Source organism: Alistipes sp. An31A (assembly GCF_002159425.1).
Taxonomy (GTDB): domain Bacteria; phylum Bacteroidota; class Bacteroidia; order Bacteroidales; family Rikenellaceae; genus Alistipes; species Alistipes excrementigallinarum.
This window is the reverse complement of record NZ_NFIO01000002.1, coordinates 109,757-125,058: the sequence shown is the minus strand read 5'-3', so window position 1 is coordinate 125,058 and position 15,302 is coordinate 109,757. Positions and strand designations below refer to the sequence as shown.

The 15,302-nt window shown below is 61.9% G+C and carries 12 protein-coding genes; 8 read left to right on the top strand and 4 right to left on the bottom strand.

Features of this window, described 5'->3' with window-relative positions; all coding sequences use genetic code 11:
- Positions 1 to 22 precede the first annotated feature (22 nt).
- From B5F90_RS02535 to trpS, 3 genes are all read right to left on the bottom strand, one after another.
- Entirely contained in the window at positions 23 to 361 is a 339-nt protein-coding gene (locus B5F90_RS02535) for a PAS sensor protein (protein ID WP_087360865.1), read from the bottom strand.
- Between the two features lie 217 nt (positions 362 to 578).
- The gene (locus tag B5F90_RS02530; protein ID WP_087360862.1) at positions 579 to 2,363 is read right to left on the bottom strand and encodes a chloride channel protein; all 1,785 of its coding nucleotides are present in this window, start codon (positions 2,361 to 2,363) and stop codon (positions 579 to 581) included.
- 30 nt (positions 2,364 to 2,393) lie between these two features.
- The gene (trpS, locus tag B5F90_RS02525; protein ID WP_087360860.1) at positions 2,394 to 3,518 is read right to left on the bottom strand and encodes a tryptophan--tRNA ligase; all 1,125 of its coding nucleotides are present in this window, start codon (positions 3,516 to 3,518) and stop codon (positions 2,394 to 2,396) included.
- Positions 3,519 to 3,820: 302 nt separating this feature from the next.
- On the opposite strand from trpS, the gene B5F90_RS02520 reads away from it, so the two are divergent.
- The 8 genes from B5F90_RS02520 to ahcY all read left to right on the top strand — a co-directional run bounded on the left by B5F90_RS02520 (position 3,821) and on the right by ahcY (position 12,162).
- On the top strand, positions 3,821 to 4,714 hold the full coding sequence (locus B5F90_RS02520; protein ID WP_087360858.1) for a hydrogen peroxide-inducible genes activator: 894 nt from the start codon (positions 3,821 to 3,823) through the stop codon (positions 4,712 to 4,714).
- 254 nt (positions 4,715 to 4,968) lie between these two features.
- Positions 4,969 to 5,319, top strand: coding sequence for a ribosome silencing factor (rsfS, locus tag B5F90_RS02515; protein WP_087360856.1), 351 nt, complete (start codon positions 4,969 to 4,971; stop codon positions 5,317 to 5,319).
- A gap of 45 nt (positions 5,320 to 5,364) precedes the next feature.
- Positions 5,365 to 7,443 (top strand): ATP-dependent zinc metalloprotease FtsH, encoded by a 2,079-nt coding sequence (ftsH, locus tag B5F90_RS02510; RefSeq protein WP_239307725.1) that lies wholly within the window; start codon positions 5,365 to 5,367, stop codon positions 7,441 to 7,443.
- Between the two features lie 18 nt (positions 7,444 to 7,461).
- Complete coding sequence (locus B5F90_RS02505; protein ID WP_234025658.1) at positions 7,462 to 8,295, top strand: phosphatidate cytidylyltransferase; 834 nt, start codon at positions 7,462 to 7,464, stop codon at positions 8,293 to 8,295.
- 31 nt (positions 8,296 to 8,326) lie between these two features.
- The gene (locus tag B5F90_RS02500; RefSeq protein WP_087360849.1) at positions 8,327 to 9,010 is read left to right on the top strand and encodes a phosphatidylserine decarboxylase family protein; all 684 of its coding nucleotides are present in this window, start codon (positions 8,327 to 8,329) and stop codon (positions 9,008 to 9,010) included.
- Positions 9,011 to 9,045: 35 nt separating this feature from the next.
- A complete protein-coding gene (locus tag B5F90_RS02495; RefSeq protein ID WP_087360847.1) occupies positions 9,046 to 10,152 on the top strand; it encodes an AI-2E family transporter in 1,107 nt (368 codons plus the stop codon).
- Entirely contained in the window at positions 10,149 to 10,538 is a 390-nt protein-coding gene (locus tag B5F90_RS02490; RefSeq protein ID WP_087360845.1) for a riboflavin kinase, read from the top strand. The genes B5F90_RS02495 and B5F90_RS02490 overlap by 4 nt, the downstream gene beginning before the upstream one ends.
- Positions 10,539 to 10,752: 214 nt before the next feature.
- Positions 10,753 to 12,162, top strand: a complete 1,410-nt coding sequence (gene ahcY, locus B5F90_RS02485) for an adenosylhomocysteinase (protein ID WP_087360843.1) — start codon at positions 10,753 to 10,755, stop codon at positions 12,160 to 12,162.
- A gap of 239 nt (positions 12,163 to 12,401) precedes the next feature.
- On the opposite strand, the gene B5F90_RS02480 is transcribed toward ahcY, so the two are convergent.
- A complete protein-coding gene (locus tag B5F90_RS02480) occupies positions 12,402 to 15,302 on the bottom strand; it encodes an insulinase family protein (protein ID WP_204229521.1) in 2,901 nt (966 codons plus the stop codon).

Below are 15,302 nucleotides of genomic sequence, written 5' to 3'. Positions count from 1 at the left end.
AGCGTTTTTTAATTGGATGGAATCAGCTTCGTACGTAGTGGGGCATCTTGTCGGGCAGTTCGAGCGAGAACTCGACCAGTCCGCCGATGACCCCCTTGCGTCGCCACGCGGTCTGGTAAATCAGCTTGTGTACGCCGCGCTTCTCGATGGTGTAGACGTTGCGGCCCCCCTCGGCGATGAGGCGGGCGATGATGGCGCGCGAGCGTTCGTTGTGGCAGGGGAGCATCGACCGTCCACGCACGTCGCCGTTGACGGCTATCGAGCGTTCGTTCTGGTAGAGCACGACCCCTTCGGTGTCGCAGAGCGTGACGGCGCAGTCCAGCTCGTCGCTCCACGACGGGGCGTTGAATTCGGGTTCCATGATGTTATGGGTTGTTGGTTCCTGTTTGCTTTGCACTCCGGCGCCGGGGCCGGTTTCGAGGCCGGTTTGGTGCCGGTTCTGTTCCGATGCCGGTTTCTGTTCCTGTTCAGGTGCCGGTTTTGGTGACGGATCCGGATCGGCGCCGCCCGCAGCCTCACCGCAGCCTCTTTGCAACCTTCCCGCTGCTTCGCCTCATCCGGCTGGCGTGCCGTGGGGGCTACTGCTGAATCTTGACCAGCTGTTCGCGGTAGGCGTTCAGAATCCGCGACTTGGAGATGAAGCCCAGGTAGTGGCCCTGCTTGTCCACCACGGGCAGCATCCACGTGTGCTTGTCCTCGAACTTCTGGAGCACGCTCTGGATGGCCTCGTGCTCCATGATGCGGTCGGGCGGGTCAATCATGTAGTGCGAGATGAGCGTGCCGTACTTCTCGCGCTTGAACATGTCCTCGCGCAGGTCGTCCAGCTGGACGATGCCCTGTAGCCGGCCGAAGTTGTCGATGACGGGGAAGATGTTGCGCCGCGCCGTCGAGATGATGTGGACGATGTCGCCCAGCGTGTAGTTCTCCTTGATGCGGTAGAAGTCGGTCTCCATCAACTCGTCGAGCTTCAGGAAGACGAAGACCGACTGGTCCTTGTCGTGGGTGAGCAGCTCGCCGCGCTGGCGCAGCTGCTTGGTGTAGATGGAGTCGGGGTCGAGGTAGTAATCCACCGCGAAGGAGATGCAGGCCGTAATCATCAGCGGGATGAAGAGCCCGTAGCCGTTCGACAGCTCAGCGATGAGGAAGATGGAGGTGAGCGGCGCCTTCATCACGCCGGCCATCACGCCGGCCATGCCCACGAGCGTGAACGAGACGAGCGAGACCTGCCAGTCGAAGAGCAGGTTGCAGAGCAGTGCGAGCAGCGCCCCCGTGAAGGCGCCGACGAAGAGCGACGGGGCGAAGGTTCCGCCCACGCCGCCCGCAGCGTTGGTCGAGGCCATGGCGATGACCTTGAAGAACATCGTGGCGGCGACGAAGAGCAGCACCACCCAGTCGATGTCGCGGAAACGGTAGAAGAACGAGTTGTCGAAGAGCGCCTGCGCGTTGCCGTGCATGAGCGAGGTGAAGCCCTCGTAACCTTCGCCGTAGAGGGGCGGGAAGATGAAAATCAGGATGCCGAGCACGGCGCCGCCCAGTATCCAGCGCTTGTACTGCCGGTCGATGCGCTTGAAGATGTTGCCCACGCGGGTGTTCATCGTGGTGAAGTACCACGCCATCAGTCCGCAGCAGACCCCCAGCAGGATGAAGAGCGGAATCTGCCACAGCTCGAAGGCGTCGGCCGGCTGCAGCGTGACGGCCAGAATGGGGTCGAAGCCCCGCAGCATGAAGGCGAAGGTGGTGGCCGTGATGGAGGCAATCAGCAGCGGAATGACCGAGCCGGCGGTGATGTCGAGCATCAGAATCTCGAGCACGAAGACCACGCCCGTGATGGGGGCCTTGAAGATGGCGGCCAGCGCTGCGCCGGCGCCGCAGCAGAGCAGCAGCGTCGTATGCTTGTAGTTGAGGCGGGCGAGGCGTCCGACGTTCGAGCCGATGGCGGCACCCGTCAGCACGATGGGGGCCTCGGGACCCACCGAACCGCCGAATCCGATGGTCGTGGCGCCGCCGACGACCGACGTCCAGCAGTTGTGGGCGGCGATGCGCGAATTGCGGCGCGACATGGCATAGAGTACGCGCGTGACCCCTTCGGAGATGTTGTCGCGGACGATGTACTTGACGAAGAGCGACGCCAGCACGATGCCCACCACCGGGTAGACCAGGAAGAGGAAGTGGGCGCTGTCGACCGGGAACCACTGCGTCAGTCCGTTCTTGATGGCGTAGAGCAGAATCTCGAAGAGGTAGGTGCCCACGCCGGCCAGCGCACCCACGATGACGGCCAGAAGCATCAGCATCTGGCGGTCGTTCAGCCGCTTGGTGAGCTTCAGGAAGAGCAGGTAGATGCGTTCCGGGCGGATTCTCTTCATGACCTTCGGTATTGTGCCATCGGGCGGCCGCTATGCGTGGTGGCTGTAGTGACGGGCCTGAGCCTCGATGAGCTCCTTGTCGTCGAAGTAGTTGATGCGCATGGCGTTGCGCACGTCGTGGAGCGTCTGGGCGGCCACCTTGCGGGCCGATTCCGAACCGGCCCGCAGCATCTCGTATACGTCGCTGATGTGCTCCTCGAAGTAGGCCCGGCGTTCGCGAATCGGCTCGAGCGTCTCGTTGAGTATTGCGATGAGGAACTTCTTGACCTTCACGTCGCCCAGGCCGCCGCGGCGGTAGTGGGCCTTCAGCTCGTCGAGCGACTGGTAGTCGGGCAGGTACTTGGCGAAGTGCTCCGGACAGCAGAAGGCGTCGAGGTAGGTGAAGACGGTGTTGCCCTCGACTTTGCCCGGGTCGTCGATGCGCAGATGGTCGGGGTCGGTATACATGCCCATCACCTTCTTGCGCAGCTCCTCGGCCGAATCCGAGAGGTAGATGCAGTTGCCCAGCGACTTGGACATCTTGGCCTTGCCGTCGGTGCCCGGAAGCCGCATGCAGACGGCATTTTCGGGGAGCAGAATCTCCGGCTCGACGAGCGTCGGACCGTAGACCGCATTGAACTTGTGGACGATTTCGCGCGTCTGCTCAATCATCGGCTCCTGGTCCTGTCCGGCCGGCACGGTGGTGGCGCGGAAGGCCGTGATGTCCGAGGCCTGGCTGATGGGGTAGGTGAAGAAGCCCACGGGAATGCCCTGGCGCTGCGGACCCTCCTCCTCGGCGTTGGCATCCGAGAAGCCGCGGAGCTGGATTTCGGCCTTCACCGTCGGGTTGCGCTGCAGACGGGCCACGGTGACCAGGTTCATGTAGTAGAAGGCCAGCTCGCACAGCTCGGGAATCTGCGACTGGATGAAGATGGTGGTGCGCTCGGGGTCGAGGCCGCACGAGAGGTAGTCGAGCGCCACCTCGATGATGTTCTGGCGCACCTTTTCGGGGTTGTCGGCGTTGTCGGTGAGCGCCTGCGCGTCGGCAATCATGACGAAGACGCGCTCGTATTCGCCCGAATTCTGCAGCTCGACGCGGCGGCGCAGCGAGCCTACGTAGTGTCCCAAGTGAAGTTTTCCGGTGGGGCGGTCCCCCGTGAGTATGATTTTTCCCATATCTGTTGTTTTCCGGCGGGTGTGGTGTTTCGTTCTTCCTTGCTTGAAGGGTTGTTGCGGAGCGTCCTGCCGCGGGTGCGCACACGGCGCACTCCGCACGTTCCCCGTCACCCGCATCCGGGGGCGGCGCTCGCTGCCGCGGGCGGCTCACGGTGAAGCCGTTCGCGTCATTTGTGCGGCGTTTCCTTCGGCAGGTACGGCCGCTTTTACGGGCAAAAATACGAAAATCCCGATGCGGGGCGCAAAAATTTGTGGAATATAGATTTTTTTTATATTTTCGTCTTCGCAAATAGAACCCCATTATGACAATCATTCAGCTCGAATACCTGTTGGCCGTGGCCAACTGCGGCAGCTTTTCGCTGGCGGCGGAGCACTGTTTCGTCACGCAGCCCTCGTTGAGCATGCAGGTCAAGTCGCTCGAGGAGGAGCTGGGCGTGGTGCTGCTCGACCGTTCGAAGAAACCCGTCATCCCGACCGAGGCGGGCGAGGTGGTGCTCGAACGGGCCCGCGAGACGCTGCGCGCCTACAACAACATCAAGGAGTCGGTGGCCGAGCTGAAGGGCGAGACGGCCGGGCGGCTGCGGCTGGGTGTCATCCCGACCATCGCCCCCTACCTGCTCCACAAGTTCATCCCCTCGTTCGTGCATGACTATCCGAAGGTTGAACTGGAGATTTCCGAGATGATTACGGCCGACATCGTCGAGGCGCTGCGGCGCGACCGCATCGACGCGGCGCTGGTAGCCAGCGGCACCTGCGGCGAGGGCATCCTCGAACAGGAGCTCTTCAACGACCGCTTCTTCGCCTATGTCTCGCCCGAGAATCCGCTCTACGAGCGTTCGAACATCCGCATCGAGGATATCGACCTGCGCGACCTGGTGATTCTGAGCGCCGGCAACTGCATGCGCGACCAGATTATCGAGCTCTGCCAGGCCAAGCGCAACATGCCGTCGCACTTCACCTTCGAGTCGGGTTCGCTCGACACGCTGATGCGTATTGTCGACTGCACCTCCTGCCTGACGATTATTCCCGAGATGGCCATCGAGTACATTCCGGCCGACCACCGCGACCGCCTCAAGATGCTGGCCAAGGGGGCCACGTCGCGCAAAATCGCTGTGGCCGTGCGGCGCACCTACGTCAAGAGTTCGATTATCAAGGCGCTGACACAGACCATTCTGGACAACGTCAAAAAGTCGTAGCCCCGCCGCTGCGCGGACCTTCCGGTCGGGCGCGGCATCCTGCTTCGGAGCGGATGCCGCGCCTGTTCGTGTTTGGGGGTCGGAGCTTCGCTTGGCCCCGCAGCCGCTCTGCCCCCCTCCGGCCCTCCGGTGCAGCCTCTTCCCTCCTCCTGCCTCCGCCGAACACCCTCCGTTGCCCGATTTTGAGGCACGGATTGTGAATTTTAAATTCTTATTCCTATCTTTGCGAAGTTATAGACACCTATCATTTATTTATGGACAAACTGATTGAAACCATTGTCAGCGCAATCGAGGATAAGAAGGGCAAGAACATCGTCTCGTTGGACCTTTCGGGCTTCGACGGCGCCATCTGCTCGAAGTTCGTGGTCTGCAACGCCGACTCGACCACCCAGGTAGCGGCCATCGCCGCCGGTGTGGAGGAGAAGGTGCTCGAAAAGCTGGGCGAAAAGGTCTGGCGCGTCGAGGGACAGCAGAACGCCTTCTGGATTGCAATGGACTATGTCGACGTGGTGGTGCATATCTTCCAGACCGAGCTGCGCAGCTTCTACCGCCTGGAGGAGCTGTGGGCCGATGCGCCGATGACGCGTTATGAATACGAAGAGTAACGGAATTTTATGGCAAACGTACAGAACGGGAACAAACGCCCCAATATGAATATGCCCCGTCCCTCGTGGATGTGGATTTACGGAATCATCGCCGTGATGATTCTGGGATGGTACTTCCTCAACGGCGGAAGCGACGCTCCGCTGCCGAGCGACTGGACGGCCGTCGAAAAGATGGTCGAACAGGGCGAGGTCGAGAAAATCCAGGTGGTGAACCGCGAGGAGGCCCAGGTCTTCCTCAAGAAGGAGGCCATCGAAAAGTACCGCAACGACGCGGAGCAGCCGCTCTACCGCCACATGCCCGAGCAGGGCATTCAGCTCATCTTCACCATCGGTTCGGTGGACTCCTTCCGTGAGGATTTGAAGGAGGTCGAGCAGCGCACCGGAACGGAGATTCCGGTCGTATACGAGACCCAGCGCAACAACTGGACCAACATTCTGGTGAACGTCCTTCCGTGGGTGCTTATCATCGGCGTGTGGATTTTCCTCATGCGTTCGATGGCTCGCGGAGGCGGCGGTGCCGGCGGCGGCATCATGAACGTCGGCAAGGCCAAGGCCCAGGTCTTCGACAAGGACAACGCCAAGCGCGTGACCTTCAAGGATGTGGCCGGTCTGGCCGAGGCGAAGGTCGAAATCATGGAAATCGTCGACTTCCTCAAGAAGGCCGACAAGTACCGCGAGCTGGGCGCCAAGATTCCGAAGGGAGCCCTTCTGGTAGGCCCTCCGGGAACGGGCAAGACGCTGCTGGCCAAGGCTGTGGCCGGCGAGGCCAACGTCCCCTTCCTCTCGATTTCGGGTTCGGACTTCGTCGAGATGTTCGTCGGCGTGGGTGCTTCGCGCGTGCGTGACCTCTTCGAGCAGGCCAAGCAGAAGGCCCCCTGCATCGTCTTCATCGACGAAATCGACGCCATCGGCCGGGCGCGCGGCAAGAATGCCGGCTTCTCGGGCAACGACGAGCGCGAGAATACGCTCAACCAGCTGCTGACCGAGATGGACGGCTTCCAGACCAACACGGGCGTCATCGTGCTGGCTGCCACCAACCGGGTCGACATTCTGGACAAGGCGCTGACGCGTGCCGGACGGTTCGACCGCCAGATTGAGGTGGGGCTGCCCGACGTCAACGAGCGCAAGGAGATTTTCGACGTCCACCTGCGTCCGCTCAAGCTTGACCCGCAGCTCGACCGCTCGTTCCTGGCGCGCCAGACTCCGGGCTTCTCGGGTGCCGACATTGCCAACGTCTGCAACGAGGCGGCGCTCATTGCCGCCCGTCACAACAAGAAGTTCGTCACGCGCGAGGATTTCCTCGCCGCCATCGACCGCATCGTCGGCGGACTCGAAAAGCCCAACATGCCGATGACGCCCGAGGAGCGGCGCATCACGGCCATCCACGAGGCGGGCCACGCCGTGGTGATGTGGTCGCTGCCCGAGTGCGACCCCGTGCTCAAGGTGACCGTCGTGCCGCGCGGCCGCAGCCTCGGTGCCACCTGGTCGTCGCCCGACGAGGACCGCATCCACGTAACCGACGAGGCGCTCGAGGAGCAGCTGGCCGGCCTGCTCGGCGGCCGCATTGCCGAGGAGGTGAACTACCACACACTCGGTGTCGGTGCGCTGAGCGACCTGGAGCGTGCGACCAAGACGGCTTACGCCATGGTGACCTACTATGGCATGAGCAAGAAAATCGGCCCGTTGAGCTACTACGATTCGACCGGTACGCGCGATACCTTTACCAAACCTTTCAGCGAGCAGACGGCCCACGACATCGACGTTGAGGTGCGCCGCTTCGTCGAGGAGGCCTATGCCCGTGCCCGCGCCATCATCGAGGCGAAGAACGCCCAAATCAACGCCATCGCCGACCTGCTGCTCGAGAAGGAGACCATCTACAGCGAGGACCTCGAGCAGATTCTGGGTCCCGCTGCCCAGCAGCCCCGCAACACCGCTGCGAAGGGCGGCGATGCAGCGAAGGGCGATGCTGCCGATGCCCGTCCGGCCGACGGCACGGCCGCTGCCTCCGATACGGAGCAGGCCGACGCCTCCGACGCAAAGAACGGCGCGCCGGCCGCATCCGGTGCAACCGAACCTGACGAACCCAAGAGAGAGAATACCCCCGAACCCACCTCGGAACACTAACCTAAAAACGGACACGGAATGGGAGAAACGATGAAGAACCTCGTGGTGCGGACGGTGAGCGGACTGGTGCTGGCCGTCGTGATGCTCGTCTGCATCCTCTATTCGCAGTGGAGCTTCGGCGCACTGCTTCTTGTGCTGCTTGTGGGCGGCATGGTCGAATTCTACGGGCTGGCCCGCCGCCACGGCAACCAGCCGCTGGAGGTGGTCGGCATCGTGGCGGGCGTGGTGCTCTTCGGCCTGAGCTTTGCCATTACGGTCGGCGGCACGCACTCCGAACAGCTGACCGGCATCGGTGTGGTCTTTCTGCTGCTGCTCCTGCCGCTCATGTTCATTTGCGAGCTCTACCGCCGTCAGGCGAACCCGATTGCCGACATCGGTGCGACGCTCGCCGGGCTCTTCTACGTCGCCTTCCCGCTGGCGCTCATGTGCCACATCCCGACGATGTGGGGCGAGCGCCAACCGGTTCTGATGGTCTACTACCTCTTCATGATTTGGGCCAACGACGTCTTCGCCTACCTGGTGGGGATGGCCGTCGGCCGCAACCCGCTCTTCGAGCGCCTCTCGCCCAAGAAGACCTGGGAGGGTTTCTTCGGCGGACTGGTGGGCGCCGTGCTGGTCGGGGTTATCGGAAGCTGGCAGGTGGGTGGCTCTCCGGCCGCATGGATTGGCTTTGCGCTGGTGGCTGCCGTGACGGGTGTGCTGGGCGACCTGGTCGAGTCGATGTTCAAGCGGGCAGCCGGCGTGAAGGACTCGGGCAGCATCATCCCCGGCCATGGCGGACTGCTCGACCGCTTCGATGCGATGCTGCTCTCGGCGCCCTTCGTGACGGTCTACCTCTATTATGTCATGTAACAAGCGTTTTACCCTCTAATACGATTCGAAGATGAGAATCAACAAGGAAGGATACAGAATCATCTGCTTTTCGGGCGTCTTCTGCCTGCTGCTGTGGTGGCTGATTTACCATCTGCTCGTCAACCATGCCAACATCAGCGTCATGTGGCTGTGCGCCGTCCTGCTGCTGCTGTTCTGGTTTTTCATCGTGGCCTTCTTCCGTGAGCCGCGCCGCGTGCGCATCCACGATGCGGACCTGGTCTTCGCGCCGTGCGACGGCCGTGTGGTGGTGACCGAGGTGGTCTGCGAGGAGGAGCACCTCCACCGCGAGATGCTGCAGATTTCGATTTTCATGTCGATTACCAACGTCCACATGAACTGGGTTCCCGTGGGCGGTGTGGTCGAATACTTCAAATACCACCCGGGCCGCTTCCTGGTGGCGTGGCACCCCAAGTCCTCGACCGAGAACGAGCGGACGACGACCGTCGTAAGGATGGATTCGGGCCATCAGGTCCTCTTCCGCCAGATTGCGGGGCTCATTGCACGCCGCATCGTCTCCTACATGAAACCCGGTGAGCGGGTCGAGCAGAACAGCGTGGCGGGCTTCATCAAGTTCGGCTCGCGTGTCGACGTGCTCGTGCCGAAGGATAGCGAGCTGCTCGTCGAAATCGGCGACCCGGTCGTTGGTTCGCAGACGCCCATTGCCCGGCTGAAGTCCCACATTGAAATTGAATAATAAGGATTAAAGGAGCTCCGAAAGAGCAACGCACGATGGCAATTACCCCTCAGACCGTTCTTCGTTTCGTGGCCGGCGCCGCCATTACGGCAGCCGTCCTCTTTCTGGTGTGGTATTTCAGCTCCATCGTCGTCTATATCCTGGTCTCGGCCGTGCTGGCCGTCATGGGTAATCCGCTGGTGAAGTTGCTCTCGGGCATCCGTATCCGCGGCTGGCGTGTGCCGCGCTGGCTGGCGGCCTTCACAACGCTGGTGGTCATCTGGGTCGTGCTGGCGGTGCTCTGCACGCTCTTCGTGCCGCTGTTCTTCAACAAGGTGCAGCAGCTGGCAAGTCTCGACTTCACGGCCGTCATGAACTCCATCTCGGAACCCGTTTCGCGCATTCAGTACTACCTTGATGAGCTCTTTGCGCTGCCCGAGAGCACCTTCTCGCTCTCCGAAGCGCTCAGCTCGGGGCTGTGTTCGATGGTCAATTTCGGGTCGCTCAACACGCTCGTCTCGTCGCTCTTCAACGTCGTGCTCTCGTCGGTGGTGGCGATATTCTCGATTTCGTTCATCACCTTCTTCTTCCTCAAGGAGGAGGGGCTCTTCTATGCGATGGTTTCGGCGGTCTTTCCCGAACGTTACCACGAAAACATCACCCGGGCACTCGACTCGATTACGGTGCTGCTGTCCCGCTACTTCACGGGCATCCTCACGGAGAGCCTGCTGTTGATGATTGCCGTCTCGCTGGTGATGATGGCTTTCGGCATGCATACGGTCGACGCCTGCTTCATCGGACTGGTTATGGGTGTGATGAACGTCGTGCCCTATGCCGGCCCGCTCATCGGCGGGGTGATGTCAGTCTGCATCGGTGTGATGACCCCCATCGAGGGGACAACCGTCGGCCATACGGTGCTGGTGATTGTCGCCTCGCTGCTGGTGCTCAAGGGGCTCGACGACTTCGTCCTGCAGCCGACGCTCTATTCGGAGCGGGTCAAGGCGCATCCGCTCGAGGTCTTCATCGTGATTCTCATCGCCGGCTCGGTGGCCGGAATCCTCGGCATGCTGCTGGCGATTCCCTCCTATACGGTGCTGCGTGTCTTCGCCAAGGAGTTCTTCTCGCAGTTCAGCCTGGTGCGCAAACTGACCCGAAAGATATGACGGAGCCTGTGGTGATTGAAGGGACGGTGGTGCACGGCCGCCAGTTGGGGCGCAGGCTTGGCTTTCCGACCGCCAACCTTGCGGTGCCCGATGCGTTGGAGGCCCGGGACGGGGTCTACCTCTCGGAGGCCGAGGTCGACGGGCAGCTCTACGGCGCCATGTCGAACCTGGGGCGCAACCCCTCGGTCGGCGGCACGGAGCGACGTCTGGAGAGCTACCTTTTCGGATTCGAGGGCGAGCTCTACGGCCGGCGGCTGCGGATTCGGCTGCTGCGCCGGCTGCGCGAAGAGCGCAAGTTCGCATCGGTCGAAGAGCTGCAGCGCCAGATTGAGGCCGACCGCCGCGAGGCCGAAGCCTTCTTTGCCGCACGGAAGGCGGAGCGGTGAGCAGCAGGAGCAGCAGGAGCAGCAGGAGCGGCAGGGTAGTGAGCGGCTGGACGAGCGGCCGGGCAGTGAGCGGCGGAGCGAGAATGGCAGGAGCGTGGGCCGCAGTTGAGAACGGCGGAGCGTCGGGTGTGGAGTCCGGTCGGTACCGCTGAAAAAAAGAGCTGTTAGCATATTCAATGCGTATTCAACATCATAAAGTATAAACCGATTAGTTATGTTTCTGGATTTGAGCATTCCCTACAAGGTGGCCGACATGTCGCTGGCCGAGTGGGGACGTAAGGAGATTGAGGTTTCGGAACACGAGATGCCCGGTCTGATGGCCGTGCGTCGCAAATACGGCCCGCTGAAGCCCCTCAAGGGGGTTCGTGTGATGGGTTCGCTGCACATGACCATCCAGACGGCGATTCTCATCGAGACGCTCGTCGAGTTGGGTGCCGACGTGCGCTGGTGCTCGTGCAACATCTTCTCTACGCAGGACCACGCCGCTGCGGCCATCGCTGCGGCCGGCGTTCCGGTCTTCGCCTGGAAGGGCGAGACGCTGCCCGAGTACTGGTGGTGCACGGCCATGGCGCTCTCGTTCCCCGGCGGCAAGGGCCCGCAGCTCGTCGTCGATGACGGCGGCGATGCGACGCTGCTGATTCACAAGGGTTTCAAGGCCGAGAACGACGCCTCGTCGCTCGACTACGAGCCTTCCTCCTACGAGGAGGAGGTCATCCTCGGCACGCTGAAGCAGATTCTCGCCGAGGACGGCGACAAGTGGCACCGCACGGTGGCCGAATGGAAGGGTGTGAGCGAGGAGACCACCACCGGCGTACACCGCCTCTACCAGATGCAGGCTGCCGGCGAGCTGCTCGTGCCGGCCATCAACGTCAACGACTCCTGCACCAAGTCGAAGTTCGACAACCTCTACGGCTGCCGCGAATCGCTGGCCGACGGCATCAAGCGCGCCACCGACGTGATGATTGCCGGCAAGGTGGTCGTCGTCTGCGGCTACGGCGATGTGGGCAAGGGGTGCGCCAAGTCGATGCGTTCGTACGGCGCCCGGGTGATTGTGACCGAAATCGACCCGATTTGCGCGCTGCAGGCCGCCATGGAGGGCTTCGAGGTGAAGACCGTCGAGAGCGCTCTGGCCGAAGGCAACATCTACGTAACCTGCACGGGCAACTGCGACATCATCACGCTCGAGCACATGGAGCGGATGCGTGACCAGGCCATCGTCTGCAACATCGGCCACTTCGACAACGAAATCCAGATGGCCCGTCTCGAGAAGTCCAACGCCGTGAAGACCACCATCAAGCCGCAGGTCGACATGTACACCTTCCCCGACGGACACTCGATTTTCATTCTGGCCGAGGGCCGTCTGGTAAACCTGGGCTGCGCTACGGGCCATCCCTCGTTCGTCATGTCGAACTCCTTCACCAACCAGTGCCTGGCCCAGATGGAGCTCTGGCAGAAGAAGCTCGAGGTAGGGGTTTACCGCCTGCCGAAGCACCTCGACGAGGAGGTTGCCCGCCTGCACCTCGACAACCTTGGGGTCGAACTGACGCACCTGACGCAGAAGCAGGCCGACTACATCGGCGTGCCGGTCGAGGGTCCCTACAAGGCCGACCACTACCGCTATTGATGCCTGCAGCCGGTTGCGGCCGACGGCTACCCGCATGGGAGGCTGTTGCCGCCGGGCTGACCGCAACGAAGCGGACCTTTCCATCAGGAAAAGTCCGCTTCATTCTTTTTTGCAGTCAGGGAGCAGAGGAGGTTGCGGCTGGCTGTTGCAACGACATGCTGCCGCGACCGGCTGCTGAGGAGCCACGAAAAACGGCAGCCCGTCGGGGCTGCCGTTGTCGTGCATGAATGCCGGAGGCATCAATAGCCGAAGATTTCCTCCTGCGAAACGGTCTTGATGGGACCGAGCGTCTTGAGGTAGTTCAGGTCGAGGTTCTTGATGTCGCCCAGAATGCCGTAGGTGTAGTGACGGTCCTTGACCCACTTCTGCTGCGTGGCCTTCACGTCGTCGAGCGTCATGTTCTGCACGCGCTCGAAAATCTGACGGTCGCGGTCCTCCGAGAGGCCGAGACGGCGCAGTGCGATGTAGGAGCTCAGCACGTCGATTCCCGTGGTGCGTTCGGTGCGCAGGCGGCTCAGCACGGCCTCCTTGGCGATGCCGAAGGCAGCCTCCGATTCGGGCATCTGGTTGATGATTTCGTCGAATGCCTCGATGGCGGTCTGCATCTTGTCGTTCTGCGTAGCGATGAAGGCGATGTAGTTGTAGCAGTCATCGGCATATGCGGGGGTGCCCAGCCATGCCTGTGCCGTGTAGGCCAGACCGCGTGCCTCGCGCATCTCCTGGAAGCAAATCGAGTTCATGCTGCCGCCGAAGTACTCGTTGTAGAGCGTGATTTCGGGGTCGTTCTTCACATCGAAGGCCTCGCCGCGGTTCGAGTACTGCAGGTAGTAGAGCTGGTTGGCGTCGTACTGGGCCAGGATGACGCTACTCTCATCCGTGCGCAGCGGCTTCGGGTGCGACAGTTCGAGCGGCGTGAGCTCCGCAGCAGCCTTGTGCTTCTCGGCAATGACCGTCTTCACGGCCTCCTGCTCCATGGGACCGTAGTAGAGCACCTCGTGCTGCTTGCCCATGAGCTCCTGAACCGCCGCGATGAGGCTCTTCGAGTCGAGCGACTTCAGCGCGTCGTTCGTCAGGGTCGACTTGCGGATGAACTCCTCGCCGTAGCGCATGTAACGCTGCAGGGCGCCGAAATTCTGCCCCTGGTTGAGCTTCGAGTCGGCGCGCGACTTGAGGAGGTCCTGCTTCAGGTTCTCGAGGATGGCGTCGTTGGCCACCGCTCCGGCAATCAGCCCCTCGACAATCTCCATGGCGCGGGGCATGTTCTCGCTCAGACCCGTAATCGTGATGGTGCTCTGGTTGTTGCCGGCGCCCATGTAGAAGGAGCAGGCGATGTCGTACATCTTCGAGGCAATCTGCTCGGCGCTCATCGTGTCGGTGCCCAGGTAGCTCAGATAGGTGAATGCCGGGCCCAGCGCCGGGTTGTTCTCCGTGCCCGTGTCGAAGGTGTACCGTAGCGTGAAGATGTCGTTCAGCTCGTTCTTCTTGTAGAGCACGTGGATGCCGTCACGCACGTCGAACTGCGCCATATCCTTCTGATAGTCGACGAAGACGGGCTCGATGGGCTTCACTTTCGACTGCTGGATTTCCGTGAGGAAGGCGCTCTGCTTGTCGCGGTTGGTGACAATCGGGGTGATTTTCGGAGCGGCGATTTTCTGTACGCTCTTGTCCTCGCCCTCGCGCTTGAAGACGATGGCGTAGCTCTTCTCGCCGAGGTACTTGTTGGCCCAGTCGACGACGTCCTGCTTGGTGATTTTCGACATGCGGTCGAGCTGTGCGACCTCGTCGGCCCAGTTGGTGCCGGCGATGAACGACTGCACGTACATGTCGGCGCGCGAGTCGTTGTCCTCGTAGGCCCTCATCTGGTAGAGCTTGAAGTTGTTGATGGAGGCCTCGATGAGCTTCTCGTCGAAGTCGCCCGAGCGGAGCTTGGCCACCTCCGCAAGCAGCAGGTCGCGCACCTCCTCGAGCGTCTGGCCCGCCTTGGGGCTGCCGCCCACGAGGAACGTGCTGTAGTCGGGCTGGCCCGAGTAGCCGCCGTAGGCGCCGAGCACCTTCTGCTGCTGCGTGATGTCGAGGTCAATCAGACCTGCCTGGCCGTTGTAGAGAATGGCGCTGGCAATCTGTGCCACATCGTTCGGGTCGGTCGAGCCGCCCGGCAGACGCCATCCGAGCAGCACGTTGGCTGCCTCCAGACCGTATACCTCGCGTACGACGGGCTCGGTGATGGGCTCCTCGGGCTGGAACTGCAGTTTCGGCAGCTCGGGGTTGGGCTGCATGTCGCCGAAGTACTTCTTGATGACCGAGAGCATCTGCTCGGGGTCGAAGTCACCCGAGAGGCAGATGGCCATGTTGTTGGGCACGTAGTAGGTCTTGTGGTAGTTCCGCACGTTGGTAATCGAGGGGTTCTTCAGATGCTCCTGCGTACCGAGCACGGTCTGCGTGCCGTAGGGGTGGTGGGGGAAGAGTGCCGCGTCAAGCGCCTCCCATACCTTGCGCGCATCGCGCGTGAGCGACATGTTCTTCTCCTCGTAGATGGTCTCCAGCTCGGTGTGGAAGCCGCGGATGACGGGGTTGCGGAAGCGGTCGGCCTCAATCTTCGCCCAGTTCTCAATCTCGTTCGAGGGGATGTTCTCGACGTAGACGGTCATGTCCTGCGACGTGTAGGCGTTGGTGCCCGTGGCGCCGATGGCGGCCATCAGTTTGTCGTACTCGTTGGGAATGGCGATTTTCGAAGCCTCGTAGCTGATTGAGTCGATGCGGTGGTAGATGGCTGCGCGCTCCTGCTCGTCGGTGGTCTTGCGGTAGACCTCGAAGAGCTGCTCGATTTCGTCGAGCATCGGCTTCTCGGCGGCGTAGTCCGAGGTGCCGTAGTTGGGCGTGCCCTTGAACATGAGGTGCTCGAAGTAGTGTGCCAGACCGGTGGTCTCGGCGGGGTCGTTCTTACCGCCCACGCGTACGGCGATGTAGGTCTGGATGCGCGGCGTTTCGCGGTTGACGCTCATGTAGACCTTCAGTCCGTTGTCGAGCGTGTAGATGCGGGTGCCCAGCGGGTCGCCGGCCACCGATTCGTACTTGTCTCCCGAACAAGCGGCTGCCAGCATCGCTGCGATGCAGACGGCCAGGAATCTGAGTTTTTTCAT